Annotated in this window: 16 protein-coding genes; 3 read left to right on the forward strand and 13 right to left on the reverse strand. The window is 63.3% G+C overall.

The features are described from left to right. From flgL to PQU96_RS06465, 12 genes are all read right to left on the reverse strand, one after another. Positions 1-975: a flagellar hook-associated protein FlgL gene (gene flgL, locus PQU96_RS06410; RefSeq protein ID WP_272771436.1), complete on the reverse strand. Its 975-nt coding sequence runs from the start codon at positions 973-975 to the stop codon at positions 1-3. A 21-nt stretch (positions 976-996) separates the two neighbouring features. After that, positions 997-2,835 carry a flagellar hook-associated protein FlgK gene (flgK, locus tag PQU96_RS06415; protein ID WP_272771438.1) on the reverse strand — a complete coding sequence of 613 codons (1,839 nt, stop codon included), beginning with the start codon at positions 2,833-2,835 and terminating at the stop codon, positions 997-999. A 45-nt stretch (positions 2,836-2,880) separates the two neighbouring features. Further along, complete coding sequence (flgJ, locus tag PQU96_RS06420; protein WP_272771440.1) at positions 2,881-3,792, reverse strand: flagellar assembly peptidoglycan hydrolase FlgJ; 912 nt, start codon at positions 3,790-3,792, stop codon at positions 2,881-2,883. A 115-nt stretch (positions 3,793-3,907) separates the two neighbouring features. Continuing rightward, positions 3,908-5,005, reverse strand: a complete 1,098-nt coding sequence (locus PQU96_RS06425; protein ID WP_272771441.1) for a flagellar basal body P-ring protein FlgI — start codon at positions 5,003-5,005, stop codon at positions 3,908-3,910. Between the two features lie 10 nt (positions 5,006-5,015). Then, positions 5,016-5,705 carry a flagellar basal body L-ring protein FlgH gene (locus PQU96_RS06430; RefSeq protein WP_272771442.1) on the reverse strand — a complete coding sequence of 230 codons (690 nt, stop codon included), beginning with the start codon at positions 5,703-5,705 and terminating at the stop codon, positions 5,016-5,018. Between the two features lie 16 nt (positions 5,706-5,721). Continuing rightward, positions 5,722-6,504, reverse strand: coding sequence for a flagellar basal-body rod protein FlgG (flgG, locus tag PQU96_RS06435; RefSeq protein ID WP_272771443.1), 783 nt, complete (start codon positions 6,502-6,504; stop codon positions 5,722-5,724). 23 nt (positions 6,505-6,527) lie between these two features. Then, positions 6,528-7,271, reverse strand: a complete 744-nt coding sequence (locus tag PQU96_RS06440; RefSeq protein WP_272771445.1) for a flagellar basal body rod protein FlgF — start codon at positions 7,269-7,271, stop codon at positions 6,528-6,530. Between the two features lie 36 nt (positions 7,272-7,307). Further along, positions 7,308-8,603: a flagellar hook protein FlgE gene (gene flgE / locus PQU96_RS06445; protein ID WP_272771446.1), complete on the reverse strand. Its 1,296-nt coding sequence runs from the start codon at positions 8,601-8,603 to the stop codon at positions 7,308-7,310. A 32-nt stretch (positions 8,604-8,635) separates the two neighbouring features. Then, entirely contained in the window at positions 8,636-9,301 is a 666-nt protein-coding gene (locus PQU96_RS06450; protein ID WP_272771447.1) for a flagellar hook assembly protein FlgD, read from the reverse strand. Between the two features lie 16 nt (positions 9,302-9,317). Next, entirely contained in the window at positions 9,318-9,728 is a 411-nt protein-coding gene (gene flgC, locus PQU96_RS06455) for a flagellar basal body rod protein FlgC (RefSeq protein ID WP_272771448.1), read from the reverse strand. A 2-nt stretch (positions 9,729-9,730) separates the two neighbouring features. Further along, positions 9,731-10,141, reverse strand: a complete 411-nt coding sequence (flgB, locus tag PQU96_RS06460; protein WP_272771449.1) for a flagellar basal body rod protein FlgB — start codon at positions 10,139-10,141, stop codon at positions 9,731-9,733. 233 nt (positions 10,142-10,374) lie between these two features. Beyond that, on the reverse strand, positions 10,375-10,794 hold the full coding sequence (locus PQU96_RS06465) for an OsmC family protein (RefSeq protein WP_120811852.1): 420 nt from the start codon (positions 10,792-10,794) through the stop codon (positions 10,375-10,377). Positions 10,795-10,898: 104 nt separating this feature from the next. On the opposite strand from PQU96_RS06465, the gene tsaD reads away from it, so the two are divergent. From tsaD to PQU96_RS06480, 3 genes are all read left to right on the forward strand, one after another. Continuing rightward, a complete protein-coding gene (tsaD, locus tag PQU96_RS06470; RefSeq protein WP_272771453.1) occupies positions 10,899-11,924 on the forward strand; it encodes a tRNA (adenosine(37)-N6)-threonylcarbamoyltransferase complex transferase subunit TsaD in 1,026 nt (341 codons plus the stop codon). A gap of 47 nt (positions 11,925-11,971) precedes the next feature. Then, positions 11,972-13,873 carry an ATP-binding cassette domain-containing protein gene (locus PQU96_RS06475; RefSeq protein WP_272771454.1) on the forward strand — a complete coding sequence of 634 codons (1,902 nt, stop codon included), beginning with the start codon at positions 11,972-11,974 and terminating at the stop codon, positions 13,871-13,873. A 116-nt stretch (positions 13,874-13,989) separates the two neighbouring features. Beyond that, a complete protein-coding gene (locus PQU96_RS06480; protein ID WP_272771455.1) occupies positions 13,990-15,399 on the forward strand; it encodes a diguanylate cyclase in 1,410 nt (469 codons plus the stop codon). A 72-nt stretch (positions 15,400-15,471) separates the two neighbouring features. On the opposite strand, the gene PQU96_RS06485 is transcribed toward PQU96_RS06480, so the two are convergent. Further along, complete coding sequence (locus PQU96_RS06485; RefSeq protein WP_272771457.1) at positions 15,472-17,391, reverse strand: B12-binding domain-containing radical SAM protein; 1,920 nt, start codon at positions 17,389-17,391, stop codon at positions 15,472-15,474. Positions 17,392-17,462 lie beyond the last annotated feature (71 nt).

Below are 17,462 nucleotides of genomic sequence, written 5' to 3' on the forward strand. Positions count from 1 at the left end.
TCAGAGGTAGTTGAACAGGGACAGGTTCTTCACTTGGGCAAAGGTTTTCTGCGTCACTTCCAGCGCTGTCCTGGCTATCTCGAAATCGGACACCGCCTTGGCCAGATCCAGGTCTTCCAGGTTGCTGATCTGCGACGCGTACTGCACGTTCAGCGCATCCCCCATCTCGATCAGCGAGTCAGTCTCCTGCATGCGCGATCCGAGCGAGGCACGACTGGCCAATACCTGTGACAGACCGTCATCCAGCCCCTGAATCACCGCAGCCATATTGGCGACGTAGTTGGGATCCACCGGGCCGACCGACAGCGCACCATCGAACACCGACAACGATTGCCACAGCTCGTTGCCGGCCGAGGTCGGCGGGGCCGACAAGGCCGGAGGAATCGGGACTGGAGGTGTAGAAGTGCGGCCGAAGACCAAGGAGCCGGGCTCGGTCACCGCAATCTCACGGCTGGACGAGATCGCCATATATTGGCGCTGGTCATTGCCCTGGTAGTTGATGTCCAGCTGCGGCGCGGTCGCCTGGATGGTCAGCGTAAACGGCGGTTGGCTCTTGTCGGTACCGCCAAAGATGTAGTTGGACGCGCCGTCAGTGCTGTTAGCCAACGCTATTAGCTCTTTCGCTTTCTCGCGCATCTCATTCTGAATCGCCCGCCGGTCCTCGTTGGTCAGCAACGTATTGCCAGCCTGCACCGCCAGGGTCTTGATCGATATGACGGTGTCGGTGACATTACCGAGGATGGCATCGGTAATCGCCAGTTGGGAGGCAGCCGCCTTGGCATTGCTGGACTGCTGCGTAGTCATCGACTTGGACTGGCTGACATCGACCAGCGCTGCTGCCGACACCGGATCGTCTGACGCCCGGTTGATGCGTTTCAGCGTTGACAGCTGCTCGTTGAGGCGATTGAGCTGGGAACCCTTGCTCTGCAGGTTGTAGGTGCCCATGATGTACTGGGTGTTGCTGCTGACTCTCATTACCTTACCCTCTGAAAACTATCAGCGCAGATCCAGCAGCGACTGGAACATTTCCTGTGCCACCTGAATGACCTTGCTCGATGCCTGGTAGGCCTGTTGATAGCGTATAAGATTCGCTGCTTCCTCGTCGAGATTGACGCCGGAGAACGATTCCCTCTTCAATTTTACTTCCTGCAACGCCGCTTCCTGCGCCTTCTGGCTCACCTGTACCACATTGGTGCGGCTACCGACGTAGCTGACGGTCTGACCATAGAAAGACTGCAGGCTGCCAGTGCGCGCGGCGCCCACGGCCGGCAGAAAGGTGGAAGTAGAGTTGGGTGTAGCCGCCATCAGTGGCCGGGTTTGCAAGCGCGCCATTTCCAGCAGGTTGGCGTTGTCCAGCTGCGCCGATTCGCCGGCGGCGCCGGTGCGCGGCGTCACCGCGATGGTCTGGTTGCTTGCCGCCTGCCCCTCGAACTTGAAGGCGATATGCTGGCCGCTGGCGAGGGTGAATTCGTAAACGCCGGTCTGGCTTGCCGACTGGGTCACCGGCACGATGGTGCCGCCGAAGTCCGCCTCAAACGGCGGTGTGCTACCCGGGATATAGTTCAATGCCAGCGCCGGCGCCGCTGGCAAAAGCGGGTTGGCCGCCGGCGACAGATTGGATACCTGCCAGATCGCCGAAATGGACGGCTTGCCGCCCGGCACCTCGGCCGGGTTGACCGGCACGGCGGCACCAGCCTGGATACCGGAGGCGACCGCCAGCTGTGATGGCTCCTGCATCGCAACGGCAAAACGGCGCAGCGCGTCACGCATCGCCTTGGCCTCGCCGGCCGGCGTAGTCGCATTCTCCGCATCCGTCCGGAACGACGTCAGGTCGGCAAACATCGGGGTACTGGCCGGCTGGCCGCTCAGGTCGACCCCCAGCGCCTGCTGCCGGTTCATCGCGTCGGAAAACTCGACCGCCATGCGGCCAAGGTCGGTCTGCACCCGGGTAACGTCGTAATTCAGCGTCGTCATGGCACCGGCGATACTACCACCGGCGATCAGCTGCGAATTGAGCACCACCGTGTTGTTGGTGCCCGGCAGTTTGATCGCCAGTGACGGCGCTTCAGGATCTTCCGGCTGCGCCGGTGCGCCGCGCGTCATGGTCATTTCGTAACTGGTCTCACCGATTACCAGCGGGTGGCCCTGACCGACATAGACACTGTACATGCCGTCAGATTGCTGGACTACGTCGGTCTTGATCAGCTTGTTCAGGTCGCGCACCAGCGTATCGCGCTGATCCAGCAGGTCGTTGGGCGCGCGTCCCTCTCCCTGATCCAGGGAAATGATCTGCTCGTTGAGGGCGGCAATCTGCTTGGCGTAGGAGTTGACCCCGTCCACCGAGGTATTGATCTGGTTGATCAGGCCGTTGCGCACCTCTTCCATGCGCGTGTTCATCGACTGGAAACGGCCGGACAACGACTCGGCCTGGCTGATCACCGATTGCCGCGCAGCGATGGAGGTCGGCTGCTGGCTCAGGGTCTGCAGGCTGGTGTAGAAACCCTGCATCACATTGGAAAGGCCTGCATTGCCGTCTGTAATCAGGTTGTCGATATCAACGAGGGCGGTGGCTTGGGTCTGGAAGCCACTACTGGACGCGGTGACATTCTGCAGCTGCTCTTCCATGAAGCCGTCGTACAGCCGCGACACCGCGTACAGGTCGACACCGCGGCCGGCGTAACCGTAGCCAACAAACTGCGGCGTCGCCGCACTCTGGGAAAGACGCTGGCGGTTGTAGCCATCGGTATTGACGTTGCTGATGTTGTGGCTGGTCACGTCCAATGCCGCGCGTGCCGCATTGAGGCCACTGATGCCAATACTGAAAATCCCGCTCATGAATCACTCTCCCTTGTTCTTTATCGGCAGCCAGGTGTCCGAACTTTAGCGCGACAGCAGGGACTGGGCGACGCCGGCCAGTTTGCGCGCATACGCTGGATCGGTGGCGTAGCCGCCCTGCTGTAGCGCTACGGCAAAGCCCTGCGCGTCATCACCCTGATTCAGTGCGCGCTGGTAGCGGCTGCTGCCTTCCAGCAACTTGGCGTAATCGTCGAATGCCGCCTGCAGGCTCGGGTAGGAGCGGAACGACTCCACCTGCTTGCGTGCCTTGCCGTCGACGTACTCGGTGGTCAGGGTCGCCACCGACTCGCCGCGCCACGAACCGCCGGCCTTGATGCCGAACAGGTTGTAGCTCTCGCGGCCATCCGGATGGCGGATGCTGCGGCTGCCCCAGCCGCTTTCCAGCGCGGCGTGGCCAACGAGCAACTCCGGCGCCACGCCGAGCCGCTCTGCCGCCGCCGCCGCATGCGGCAACAGGGTGCTGACAAATGCCTGCCGCTCAGTCGGGATCGCCACCGGAGCCGGAGCCGGAGCCGGCGCGGCGGTGCCGGCGGCTTCCGCGTACTGGCGGATGGCTTTTGCCGCCGTGGCGGGCAGCGCCGGCAGAGGCAGCATGCCGCTGCTGGCGGCCGGCGTCGCCGTCCGGTCTATCCGCGCCACGCCCTCGATCTGGCGCGCCAGCATCTCGGCCAGCCCGGTCCCACCGCCCTGCACCATCGCGTTGACCATCTGCTGGTCGAGCATGCCGCGATAGGTGCCCAGCTCCGAGGAATCCTCTTCACCGTCGAAACCGTTGCTGCGCATCGACGCCATCATCTGGTTGAGCAGAATGGCCTCGAACTGGCTGGCAACCTGCCGGATCGCTTCCTTCGGATTGCTGCGTGCAAGGGAAGACAGGCGCTCGGTCGCATTGGGATCGATCGCTAACTGATTGCTGGCATCACGGGAAACTTGCATGGCAGGAACGCTAAACAGACACAGATGCGGGAATTACAGCAAGAATCAGGCCAGCAAAAAAGGCGATGCCCGTCGGGACATCGCCTTGTCTGTGGCTTGCGGCCAACCTTGCTGATCAGATGATCTGCAATTCCGCCTTCAGTGAGCCGGAAGCCTTCATCGCCTGCAGGATGGAAATCAGATCCTGCGGCGTGGCACCGACCGAATTCAGGGCGCCGACCACCTCCGACAACGAAGCACCGCCGGGAATATTCACCACTTTGCTGCCGTCGGCACTGACGCTGACGTCGGCCTTGCGGGTGATTGCCGTCTGGCCGCCGCTCAGCGGTGGCGGTTGGCTCACCGTCGAGGTGCTGTTGACCGTCACCGACAGGTTGCCGTGGGCAATCGCGCACGGGTCGATGCGCACCGCCTTGTTCATCACGATGGAGCCGGTGCGGGCGTTGATGATCACCAGGGGGGAAACTTCTGCCGCCTCGACGGCAATATTTTCCAGCCGCGACAGAAACTGGATGCGTGCATTGCTATCCTGCGGCGCCCGCACCTCGATCTGGCGGCCGTCCAACGCGCGCGCCGTCTGGCCGCCCAGCTCGCGGTTGATTGCCTGCACCACACGGTTGGCGGTGGTGAAGTCCGACTCCAGCAGTTGTAGCGCCACCATGTCGCCCATGCCCAGCGAGGCTGGCAGCTCGCGCTCGACCGTCGCCCCCGACGGAATGAGGCCAACGCTGAGGTGATTGATCTGCGTCTTGCTGCCACCGGCGGCAGCACCGGCACCGCCGACCACCACATTACCCTGTGCCAGCGCGTAGATCTGGCCGTCGATACCCTTCAGCGGCGACAGCAGCAAGGTGCCGCCGCGCAGGCTCTTGGCGTCACCGATCGACGACACCGTGATGTCCAGCGACTGACCGCGCCGTGCAAACGGCGGCAGGGTTGCGGTCAGGCTCACCGCGGCCACGTTTTTCGGGTCGACCTTCATGCCCGACGGGATCTGTACTCCGAGCTGGTTCAGCATATTGCCCAGCGACTGGCCGGTGAACGGCGAGGCACTGGCCTTGTCGCCACTGCCGTCGAGGCCGACCACCAGGCCATAGCCGATCAGCGGGTTGGAGCGCACGCCGGCCACGCTGGCCAGCTCCTTGATTTTCTGTGCGGCAAACAGCGGGCTGGCAAACAACGCCAGGCAAACCACCACGACAAAACGCGACATCGCTTATCCCTTAAAACGGCAGCAGTGACAGAAAGACTTTCTGCAGCCAGCCGGTGTCATTATACGCACGGCTGCGACCCTGGTTGATCTGCTCGATGCGGGCATCGGCCAGCCGCGTCGATTCGACGTTGTTGCCCTGCTTGATGTCGCGCGGATTGACCACGCCGGACAGGCGGATGAACTCGTGCTCGCCGTTGATCTTCATCTGCTTCTCGCCGCTGACCAGCAAGTTGCCGTTGGGATAAACGTCGATCACGGTGACGGTGATGGAGGCATTGAAGGAGCTGCTGTTGGTATTGCTGCTGGAGCCTTTCTCGCTGGCGGTGCCACTACCGCTCAGGCTGGCTCCGCCCAGTTTCTTCTCGATGGCACCAGGGAAGAACGGCAGCGACACGCCGGCATTGATGCCGCCATTGATCGCCGAATCGCGCTTGCCATCGCTCTCTTCCTTACTGCTGGAGCTGTTGTTTTCGCGAATGGTAACGGTCAGGATGTCGCCGACGCGCACCGGCACCTTGTCCTCGAACAGTGGCTGGTAACTGGCAGCCTGGAAAATGGAGCCGTCGGCCGGCAGCTGTGCCGGCTGCGGCTGCGGCCGCACCGCCATCGGCTGATGCGTGATCGGTGCCGTCTGTACCGCGCAAGCGGCCAGCAGCAATGCCGAACACAGCGGCAACACGAGATTCGGCAGGCGCTTCATGGACTACTCCTTAGACTTAGAGCTGGGTCAGCTTCTGCAGCATTTCGTCTGCGGTCTTGATCGCACGCGAGTTGATCTCGTAGGAACGTTGCGCGGTGATCATGTTGATCAGCTCTTCGGTCACGTTGACGTTGGAGCCCTCGACAAAACCCTGCGAAATGGTGCCGCGACCATCGAGGCCGGGCTGGCCCTCGATCGGATCGCCGGAGGCGCCGGTCGCCAGATACAGGTTGCCGCCGATGCTCTCCAGCCCTTGCGGATTGATGAAGGTGGCGGTGTTGATCTGGAACGAACCGGTAGCGGTCGTCGCCCCGGCATCGAAATACTCCAGCAGACCTTCCGGCGACAGCGTGATCTTGGTAGCGGTCGCCGGGATGGTGATCGCCGGGTCCAGTGCGAGGCCCGCGGCATTGACCACCAGGCCTTCGTTGTTGCGCTTGAACTCGCCGTTGCGGGTGTAGGCGATGGTGCCGTCGGTCTGCTGGATACGGAAGAAACCGTCGCCGGAGATCGCCATGTCCAGCGACTGCTCGGTGCGGATCATCTCGCCCTGGGTGTGCACCCGCGCGGTGGCCACCGGCGCGGCACCGGTGCCGGCGTGCAGGCCGGTCGGCAGCACGTTGCCGTTCGACAGCTGGGCACCGGGCTGGCGCAGGGTCTGGTAGTACAGGTCTTCAAAAATGGCATTGGAGCGCTTGAAGCCCTTGGTGTTCACGTTGGCAAGGTTGTTGGAGACCACGTCCAGCTTGAACTGGCTGGCATCCATACCGGTCTTGGCCACATACAAGGCACGAATCATATTGTTATCCTGTTATCGCTTCGTTAGCCGTTAATCGACAGCAATTCTGTCGCCTGGCGGGCATTCTGCTCCGCCGTCTGCATCAGCTTGATATTGAGATCGTAATGGCGGGAGTGGCTGATCATTTGCACCAGACTCTCGACCGCATTGACGTTGCTGGCCTCCAGGAAGCCGCTTTTCAGCTGCACGTTGGCCGCAGCCGGCGCGTCCTGGCCGTCGTGCTGGCGGAACAGGCCGTCATCGCCCTTGTACACAGCCCGATCGCCCGGATTGACCAGCTTGATGCGGCCCAGCACCTGAACGGTACGGTCGGCGCCTGCACTGGGAGTGGCAGACACGGTGCCGTCGATGCCAAGGGTGATCCGCGAGCCCGGCGGTACCACGATCTGGCCGCCCTCACCCTGGATCGCCAAGCCGGAACGGGTACGCATCACGCCTTCGGTATCGACGATGTAGCCACCGTCGCGAGTGTAGGCCTCGCCGCCACCCGGCGCCTCTACCGCAAAGAAGCCCGGCGTCGCCAGCGCAAAATCGCTTTCGTTGCCGGTCTGCTGCAGCGAACCCTGACTCATGTCGTGACCGACGGTATTGTCGACCTGGTAGGTGCGCGTCGGTGCACCGTCGCCAACCACGCGCAGCGCCCGGAAAGACGCCAGATCGGCCTTGAAGCCGTTGGTATGGATGTTGGCAAGGTTGTTGGACGTGGTCGCCTGCTGCCATGCGACCTGCTTCGCCCCGTTCATTGCCAGATACAGCACCTTATCCATGAATCCGTCTCTCCGCGCTTAGCATTTCAACCCGCATTAACGCAGGTTGAGCAGGGTCTGCATGATAGTGTCTTGGGTCTTGATTGTCTGCGCGTTGGCCTGATAAAAACGTTGCGCCACAATCATGTTCACCAGCTCGGCAGTGGTATCGACGTTGGACTCCTCCAGTGCCGACGACTTGATAGAGCCCATGCCGCCAGCGTTGGGATCAGCCATGCTGCGGGCACCGGCGTCGCTGGTATACAGCCAGCGGTTACCGCCATTTGGCGTCAGGCCCTGGATGTTGGCGAAGTTGTACAGTGTGAGCTGACCGATCGGCTCGGTAATGCCGTTGGTGTATTTGGCATAGATCACCCCGGTAGAGTCGGCACTAACACCGGTAAACTTGCCAGCCGCATAGCCACCAACCACTTGACTGGCGACGCTGAAGTCACCGCTGAACTGGGTGCTGCCGGTAAAGTCGATATCGAACTGTGGATGGGCGCTGGCGGCACTGGTATCGGCGGCAATTGTAATGGTGTTGTCCGACCACGCAGTCAGCTGACCGGCTTGGTCAAACTTGACCTGGGTCGGCGCGCCAGCCACCAGGGTGCCGTCTACGGCGTGATACACGTCCCAGTTGTTCACATCCAGAGTCGACGGCGGCACGGTGGCCGGGACCACTGGATCGATGGTCGGGGCACGACGGGCAAAGTACACCGACACGGTATGCACGTTGCCGTAGTTATCGTAGAACTTGGCGCCGCTGGTATAGGAGTAGGTCGTCGCGTCCAGCGAGTCGAACGGCTTGACCGCCGGATCTATTACCTTGGCACTGCCATCCAGGTTGAAGCTCCAGTCGATGCCGCGCTCGCCCACTGCACCAGTTGCCTTGGCAATGCCGCTGTTGATGGTGGACACCTGCAGCGGCTGTTCGGCACCGGTCTTCACGCCGTTGACCATGCGATAGCCGTTCAGGTAGTAGCCGTTGTTGACGATATAGCCTTCCTTGTCCAGCTTGAATTCGCCGTTGCGGGAAAACGCCTCGATGCCGCCATTAGGCGTATTGTCGCTGGTTACCCGGAAAAAGCCGTTGCCGGAAATCGCCATGTCCAACGGATTATTTGTGCTGGTGATATTGCCTTGCTGAAACTGCTGCGAGACGGCTACGGTCTGTACGCCTATGCCAGACTGGGTATTTACAGTCGCAGCCAGTGTACTGGCATACAAATCACTAAATTCCGTGCGCGAGCTTTTAAAGCCAATGGTGCTGCTATTGGCAATGTTATTACCGATGACATCCAATTGCTTGGACGCCGCATTCAAACCACTCAAACCTTGCTGGAAACCCATGTTCTATCCCCCGAATGCCTAACCGGAATGTCTTAGATAAGTTGCGTCACGTCGCTCATCGACATCCGCTTGCCGTTTTCCAGCACCAATGAAGAAACGCCCTTGTCGATCGCCACACTGCTGATCTTGACAGGGTTCAGGATCTTGGCGTCCACCGCCACCGAACCGTTTACCGCCTTGATCGAGACCGAGTACTGGCCGTCCGGCTGCTGCACACCGGCCTCGTTCTTGCCGTCCCAGCCGAACGTCATTTGGCCGGCCGTCTGCGCGCCAAGCTTGATCTCGTTGACCACCACGCCGGCGGCGTTCTTGATGGTGAGCACCGCGTCGCTGGCCGACTGCGGGAAATCCACCACCGCCTTGGCCGCGCCGCCACTGAGGTTGACTTCGTTGCCCGGGATCAGCGCGTAGCGGCCGATCATCAGCGTTGCCAGCAGCGACTGGCTGGCGGACTGGTTGTCCGACAGCGCCTTGATCGACTGGTTGACGCTTTCCAGACCGCTGACGGTGCTGATCTGCGCCATCTGGCTGGTCATCTGCGCGTTGTCCATCGGGTTCGACGGGTCCTGGGTTTTCAACTGCGTGGTCAGCAGCTTCAGGAAGCGGTTCTGGATGTCTTCGGCATTACTGGCCGCCTTGTTGCTGGCGACGTTGAACGACTCGTAGTCGATGCCGGTGGCGCTATTTACGGTTGCCATGCGAGACCTCTAACGGTTACTGGCCAAGCTGCAAGGTTTTTTGCAGCAGGGTCTTTGCGGTATTCATTACTTCGACGCTGGTCTGGTAGGAGCGCGAAGCGGAAATCATGTCGGCCATTTCTTCCACCGGATTGACGTTGGGCATCTTGATGTAGCCGCGCTCGTCGGCCAGCGGGTGGCCCGGTTCGTACTTGAGGCGGAACGGCGAGGTATCCTCGACGATGGAGGTCACCCGCACCCCGGCCACCTGCGGCATGTCGACGGTCACCGGCGTGGCGGTGAACACGGCGTGACGGCCGCGGAACGGCTCGCCGGTGGAACTGGTCGCGCTTTCCGCGTTGGCGATATTGCTGGCCACCAGGTTCAGACGCATCGACTGTGCCGTCAGCGCCGAGCCGGCAATATTGAAGACATTAGACAGCGACATGGTTATTGCCCACCCTTGATTGCGTCCATCAGCCCGCTGATTCTCCGGTTGAGGAAGGTCAGCGTGGACTGGTATTTCATCGCGTTGTCGGTAAACGCGGCGCGCTCGACATCCATGTCGACGGTGTTACCGTCAAGGCTGGGCTGTACCGCGCTGCGATACTGCAGACCGCCATCAGTAGCGCTGGCGTGGCCCTGGGCCGCCAGATGGCGCTCGTTGCTGGTAGTCAGCGCCAGGCCACTTTGCGATGCGCGCAGCTGGCCTTGCAACGCCTTGCCGAAATCGAAATCCACCGCCTTGTAGCCAGGCGTGTCCGCGTTGGCGATGTTGCTGGCAATCACTTCCGCCTTCTTGGCTCGCAGGCCCAGAGACTGCTGGAAGAAATTGAGGTGATCGGAAATCTTGTCGAGCATGGTCGGTCGTCCATTAAGTTGGCATTACCCAAGCATGAACTGTGCCAAGCAAAAAAACCCCGCCAGCGCTCAAGTTTTGCCGGCATCAGCCGAAATTCCCAGCCAGGCAGGGCCTGCCGGCAACGGCAAGGCGGCAAGATTTGCCGCCGCACAGCGGAAACGGCAACGCCACCGGCAAGGGTGGCGTTGGCACTGGCAAGGCGGCCAGGGTTGGCCGCAATCGGTCAGCAGGCTCAGTCGTCGCTGCGGATCTCGAAATCGTGCGTGATGTCGGCGGTCTTGCCGAGCATGATCGAGGCGGAGCAGTATTTCTCCGCCGACAGCTTGATGGCGCGCTCCACCACGTCCGCCTTCAGCTCGCGGCCGACCACCACGAAGTGGAAGTGGATCTTGGTGAACACTTTCGGATCGCTGTCGGCGCGCTCGGCGTCCATCTCCACCCAGCAGTCGCGCACGTCCTGGCGCGACTTCTTCAGGATGTTCAGCACGTCATAGCTGGTGCAGCCGGCGGTGCCCAGCAGCAGCAATTCCATCGGTCGCGGGCCGAGGTTGCGGCCGCCGCCTTCCGGCGCGCCGTCCATCACCACCGCATGGCCGCTGCCGGTTTCGCCCATGAAACACACGCCGTCCACCCACTTCAGTCTTGCTTTCATCTTGCTTCCCCCAGGATTCGGACCGCAAGCGTATCACTGCCGATTTGGGCGAACAAAGAATCACCGGTAAAATGGAAAGATTGTTTAGTTTTGAAGCCACTCACATGCTCGTATTGGGAATTGAATCGTCTTGCGACGAAACCGGCGTCGCGCTGTACGACACCGAACGCGGCCTGATTGCCGACCAGCTGCACTCGCAGATGGCGATGCACGCCGAATACGGCGGCGTGGTGCCGGAGCTGGCCAGCCGCGACCACATCCGCCGCGTCACGCCGCTGACCCGCGCCTGCCTTGCCGAAGCCGGCAAGACGCTGCAGGACATCGACGCCATCGCCTACACCGAAGGCCCGGGTCTCGGCGGCGCGCTGCTGGTCGGCGCGAGCTTTGCCAACGCGCTGGCGGTGGGGCTGAACATCCCGGTGATCGGCGTGCACCATCTCGAAGGCCACCTGCTGTCGCCGCTACTGGCCGAGCCGCGCCCGGCATTCCCGTTCCTGGCGCTGCTGGTCTCCGGCGGCCACACGCAGATCATGGCGGTGCGTGGCGTCGGCGATTACGAGATCCTCGGCGAAACTGTGGACGATGCCGCTGGCGAAGCCTTCGACAAGACCGCCAAGCTGCTCGGCCTGCCCTATCCCGGCGGCCCGCTGCTGTCGAAACTGGCGGGAGAAGGCGACCCGGAACGCTTCACCCTGCCGCGACCGATGCTGCACAGCGACAACCTCGACATGAGCTTCTCCGGCCTGAAAACCGCCGTGCTGATGCTGAAGAAACAGGTCGAAGCCGAATACGGCAGCATCGACGAACAAACCCGCAAGGACATCTGCCGCGCCTTCCAGGAGGCCATCGTCGACGTACTAGTCAGCAAGTGCGTGAAGGCGCTGAAACAGTACGGCCTGCAGCGCATCGTGGTCGCCGGCGGCGTCGGCGCCAACAAGCAGCTGCGCGCGGCGCTGGATGCCGCCGCGGCCAAACGCCGCTTCGGCGTGTTCTACCCGCCGCTGAAGCTGTGCACCGACAACGGTGCGATGATCGCCTTCGCCGGTGCCATGCGCCTGCAGTACGCGCGCAGCGCCGGCAGTTTTACCGTGAAGCCGCGCTGGGACCTGTCCACCCTGCCCAAGGCCTGACCCTCATCCGCCGGCCGCCATGCGGCGGCCGGCCAAACCGAATCGCCATGATCCAGCTAAAAAACCTCACCCTGCGCCGCGGCCTGAAAGAACTGCTCGTTGCGGCCAACCTCACCATCAACCCCGGAAACAAGGTCGGCATGACCGGCGCCAACGGCGCCGGCAAATCCAGCGTGTTCGCGCTGCTGAAGGGCGAACTGCACGCCGAAAGCGGCGAAGTGCTGCTGCCGCCGCACTGGACCATGGCGCACGTGGCGCAGGAAACCCCGGCGCTGGCGCAATCGGCACTCGATTTCGTGCTCGACGGCGACGCCGAGCTGCGCCGCCTGCAGCAAGACTTGGCCGCAGCCGAAGCCAGCGGCGACGGCAACGCCATCGGCAGCCTGCACGCCGAGCTGGACCGCATCGATGGCTACTCCGCCGCCGCCCGCGCCGGCAAGCTGCTGGCCGGCCTCGGCTTCCCCGTCGAACACCAGGGCCGTGCGGTGTCCACCTTCTCCGGCGGCTGGCGCATGCGTCTGAACCTCGCGCAGGCGCTGATGTGCCGCTCCGACCTGCTACTCTTGGACGAACCGACCAACCACCTGGACCTGGAAACGGTGCTGTGGCTGGAAGACTGGCTGAAGGCCTACGAGGGCACGCTGATCGTGATCTCGCACGACCGCGACTTCCTCGACAGTGTGGTGACGCACATCGTCGACGTGTCGCAGCAGAAGCTCACCCTCTACACCGGCAACTACAGCCAGTTCGAGGTGATGCGCGCCGAGAAGCTCGCGCTACAGCAGGGCAACTACGAGAAGCAGCAGCGCCAGGTCGCCCACCTGGAATCGTTCATCACCCGTTTCAAGGCCAAGGCCAGCAAGGCACGCCAGGCGCAAAGCCGTATCAAGGCGCTGGAAAAGCTGGAGCGCATCGCGCCGGCACACGTCGATTCGCCGTTCGATTTCCACTTCGACACCCCGGACAACCTGCCCAACCCGCTACTGAAGCTGGAGCGCGCCGATGTCGGCTACGGCGACACCCCCATCCTGCGCCAGCTGTCGCTGTCGGTAGAGTCCGGCAGCCGCATCGGCCTGCTCGGCGTCAACGGCGCCGGCAAGTCGACGCTGGTGAAGCTGCTGGCAGGCGAGCTCAAGCCGCTGGCCGGCGAGGTGATCGGCGCCAAGATGCTGCGCATCGGCTACTTCACCCAGCACCAGCTCGACACCCTGCGCTCCGACGAAACACCGCTGTGGCACATGCAGAAGCTGGCGCCGCAGGCGCGCGAGCTGGAGCTGCGCAGCTTCCTCGGCGGCTTCAACTTCCGCGGCGACACCGTCAACAACCTGGTCGGGCCGATGTCCGGTGGCGAAAAGGCGCGTCTGGCGCTGGCGCTGCTGGTGTGGCAAAAACCGAACCTGCTGCTGCTGGACGAACCGACCAACCACCTCGACCTCGACATGCGCCACGCGCTGATGCTGGCGCTGCAGGACTTCGGTGGCGCGCTGATCGTGGTGTCGCACGACCGCTCGCTGCTGGAATCGACCACCGACGCGTTCTGGCTGGTGGCCGGCGGCAAGGTGCAGCCCTTTGACGGCGACCTGGAGGACTACCGCCAGTGGCGGCTGCAACAGCAGGCCGACAACGGAAAGGCGCCGGGCAGCGCCGCCAGCGACGGCGTCAACCGTAAGGAACAGAAGCGGCTGGAGGCCGACGCCCGCAACAAGCTGGCCGCGCAGCGCAAGCCACTGCAGAACAAGCAGAACAAGCTGGACAAGGACATGGCCACGCTTAACGCCGAAAAGGCCGAGCTGGACGCCTTCCTGCTGCTGGAAGATGCCTACCAGGAGCACAACAAGGCACGGCTGGCCGCTTCGCTGAAACGCCAGGGCGAACTCACCGCCCAGCTGGACGAGATGGAAATGGCGTGGCTGGAACTGCAGGAGGCGATGGAGGCACTGGAGGGCTGAACCGCCGGCGCTGCTTTGCGACGCCGGTCAGGCCACCGGCGCAAAACGGCTTGCCGCCGGCGCGAAGCAGCCCCTACTATCATTGCCAGTTATCGAAACCCGCGGTCATGTCCGAGATGCGTCTTTTCACTGCCCGCCTGCCGGCGTTGGCGTTCCTGCTCGCCGGCAGCCTGCCGCTACAGGCCGCCACCCTCAGTGCAGCCGAAGCCCGCTACCTGCAAGCGCATCCGGTGGCCACGTTCTGTGTCGATCCGGACTGGGCGCCATTCGAGCGCATCAACGAACAGGGCCGCCACGAGGGTATCGGCGCCGACCTGCTGCAACTGGCCGCCCGCCGCGTCGGCCTGCGCCTGCAACTGGTGCCCACCCGCAGCTGGGACGAAAGCCTGGCGGCATCGCAGCAGGGCCGCTGCCAGCTCTTGAGCTTCCTCAACCAGTCGCCCAAGCGCGATGCCTGGCTGCTGTTCACCACCCCGCTGTTTACCGACGCCAATGTGTTCATCACCCGCGAAGAACACCCGTTCATCGTCGATCCGGCATCGCTGGTCGATGCCAGCATCGTCTTCCCGCGCGGCACGGCGATGGAAGAACACTTCCGCCACGACTACCCCAATGTGCGCGTCCTGAACACCGGCAGCGAGGCGGAAGCGCTGGCGCTGGTCAGCCAGCGCAAGGCCGACATGACCCTGCGTTCGCTGGTCATGGCGGCCGACACCATCCGCAACCAGGGCTGGTTCAACCTGAAAATATCTGGCGAGCTGCCCGCCTACGCCAACCACTTGCGCATCGGCGTGCGCAGGCAGGACGCGCTACTGCGCGACATCCTGGACAAGGGCGTGCAGTCGATCAGCGCGCAGGAACGCAGCGAGATCGTCAACCGCCATGTGGCGGTGAAGATGGAGCGCGGTATCGACTACTGGCTGATCGGCAAGATCGTGGCCGCCTGCGCCGCGCTGCTGCTGCTCGCCGCCGCGTGGAACCTGAAGCTGAACAAGCTCAACCGCGAGCTGGAGCGTCGCTCGCTGACCGACCCGCTGACCGGGCTGGCCAACCGCAGCCTGATCAACCTGCAGCTGCCGCGCGAGCTGGCCCGCGTCGCACGCAGCGGCCAGCCGCTGTCGCTGCTGCTGCTCGACATCGACCACTTCAAGCGCGTCAACGACCAATTCGGCCACCAGCTTGGCGACCGCTGCCTGCAACACGTCGCCGCCTGCCTGCGCGACAGCATACGCAGCAGCGACTACCTGGCACGCTGGGGCGGCGAGGAATTCCTGATCCTGTGCCCCGGCAGCGACAGCCAGCAGGCCCTGTTGCTGGCCGAGCGCATCCGCCACACCCTGCAGCAACAGCCCGCCCCCACCGGCCAGCAGCAGACGGTCAGCATCGGCATCGCCAGCCATCTGCCCGGCGACGATGCCGACAGCCTGCTGCGCCGCGCCGACGAGGCGATGTATCGTGCCAAGCACAATGGCCGTGACGGCGTGGTGCTGCACCAGCAACACCGCCTCGCCAGCAGTCCGCACTGAACGCGTGCCCCAAAAAAATATTGCGGCCAACCTTGTCACCAAGGTTGGCCGCAATGTTTTGTGCCCGCCGTCTCAGCGCTGGCTGAACAGCGCCTTGCTGATGAAGTGGCGCGATACTCGCGTGCGCGGCACCTTGCTGTCGAACCACTCGCGCACGTCCGCCTCCAGCCCGATGCCGTGCATGTAGTTGTACAGCGCCTTGTTCAGCGCGCGGCCCATCGCGTCGTGGTCGGTGCCGGTCGGGTCGATGAAGCCGATGTCGTTCTTGGCGAAGGTCACCTCCGGCAGCGGGATCAGCTTGACGCCGTACTCCTCCGGGTTCTGCCCCACCGGCGAATGCACGGTGCAGGCGAAGCGGTGGAAGAAGCCGCTCTGGATGCAGCCGTTCTCGAACAGCTGGCGCACGTACTCCAGCGCGTCCACCGTGTCCTGCACCGTCTGCGTCGGGAAGCCGTACATCAGGTAGGCATGCACCAGCACCCCGGCCTCGGTAAAGCCCTGCGTCACCCGCGCCACCTGGTCGACCGACACGCCCTTCTTCATCAGCTTCAGCAGGCGGTCGGAGGCCACCTCCAGCCCGCCGGAGATGGCGATACAGCCGGATTCGGCCAGCAGCTGGCACAGCTCGGGGGTGAACGACTTTTCGAAGCGGATATTGCCCCACCACGAGATGCTGACATTGCGCCGCAGCAGCTCCTCCGCCAGCGCGCGCAGCATCTTCGGCGGCGCCGCCTCGTCCACGAAGTGGAAGCCGGTCTGGCCGGTCTCGGCGATGATGGCCTCGATGCGGTCGACCAGCGTGGCGGCGGACGCCGTCTCGTAGCGCGAGATGTAATCCAGCGTCACGTCGCAGAAGCTGCACTTCTTCCAGTAGCAGCCGTGCGCGACGGTCAGCTTGTTCCAGCGCCCGTCGCTCCACAGCCGGTGCATCGGGTTGAGCATGTCCAGGAGCGACAGATAACGATCGATCGGCAGCCCGTCCCAGGTCGGCGCGCCAACGTCCTCGAAGGCGATGTCGCCTTCCATCATGTTCACGTAGCGCACGGCATCGCCGTCTCGCACATAGGTGCGCACCAGCCGGCTGACGCCACGCTGCCCCTGCAGGTGCTCCAGCAGCGCCAGGATCGGCTTCTCGCCATCGTCCAGCGTCACGAAATCGAAGTAGTCGAACACACGCGACTCGCGCAGTTCGCGCAGCTCGGTGTTGACGAAGCCACCGCCGAGCGCGGTCTTGATATGCGGCCAACGTTGCTTGATGGTCTGCGCGATGCGGAACGCCGCATACACAGAACCGGGGAAGGGCACCGACAGCAGCACGAGGTCAGGCTGGTGCTTTTCGATGGCGGCAATAGTCAGCGCCTGCAGCGTGTCGTCCACCAGCGTCGGCGGTGCCGCCAGCGCAGCAGCCAGCGGCTCGAAGGTCGGCTGGCTCATCGCCAGCGATTCGGCGTAACGCACAAATTCAAAACGCTCGTCCACCGCGTCGCGCAGCACGTCGGACAGGTCGTTCAGGTACAGCGTGGCCAGATGCCGCGCCCTGTCCTGCGCCCCCAGCGCGCCGAACGCCCACGCCAGCGGGTCGCCGCCGTCCGGATCATCCGGGTCAACATAGTTGTCCAGCGCGGCAAAGCGCGCGCCCTCCGGCAAAAAGCCGCGACTGCAGATGCGGTGGCTGACGGTGGAATCGCCGCCCTGCAGGAAGCGGATCACCGGGCCGATGGTGGCGAGGTAACGCTCGAAGAATTCGACGAAGTGGCGCACCTGATGGCTGCGCTTTTTCGGCGCGATGGCGTCGATGCGCTCGCGCACAGCCTTCAGACCGGCCACCGAGAACAGCTGCAACACCAGCGCCAGCGCCAGATCCTCCTGCACCGCGTCGATCCCGCGCGAGCGCAGAAAGCCGGTGATGTAGGCGGTGGACGGGTAAGGCGTGTTCAGCTGCGTCATCGGCGGGATGACGGACAGCACGCGGGGGGTAGCGTGGTGGGACATGGCAAGGTTCCGGCGGCAAAACAAGGCGGGCAGCATAGGCTGCCCGTGACGCCGGGGATTTTCTCATGAAA

The organism is Vogesella margarita (genome assembly GCF_028548475.1).
Taxonomy (GTDB): domain Bacteria; phylum Pseudomonadota; class Gammaproteobacteria; order Burkholderiales; family Chromobacteriaceae; genus Vogesella; species Vogesella margarita.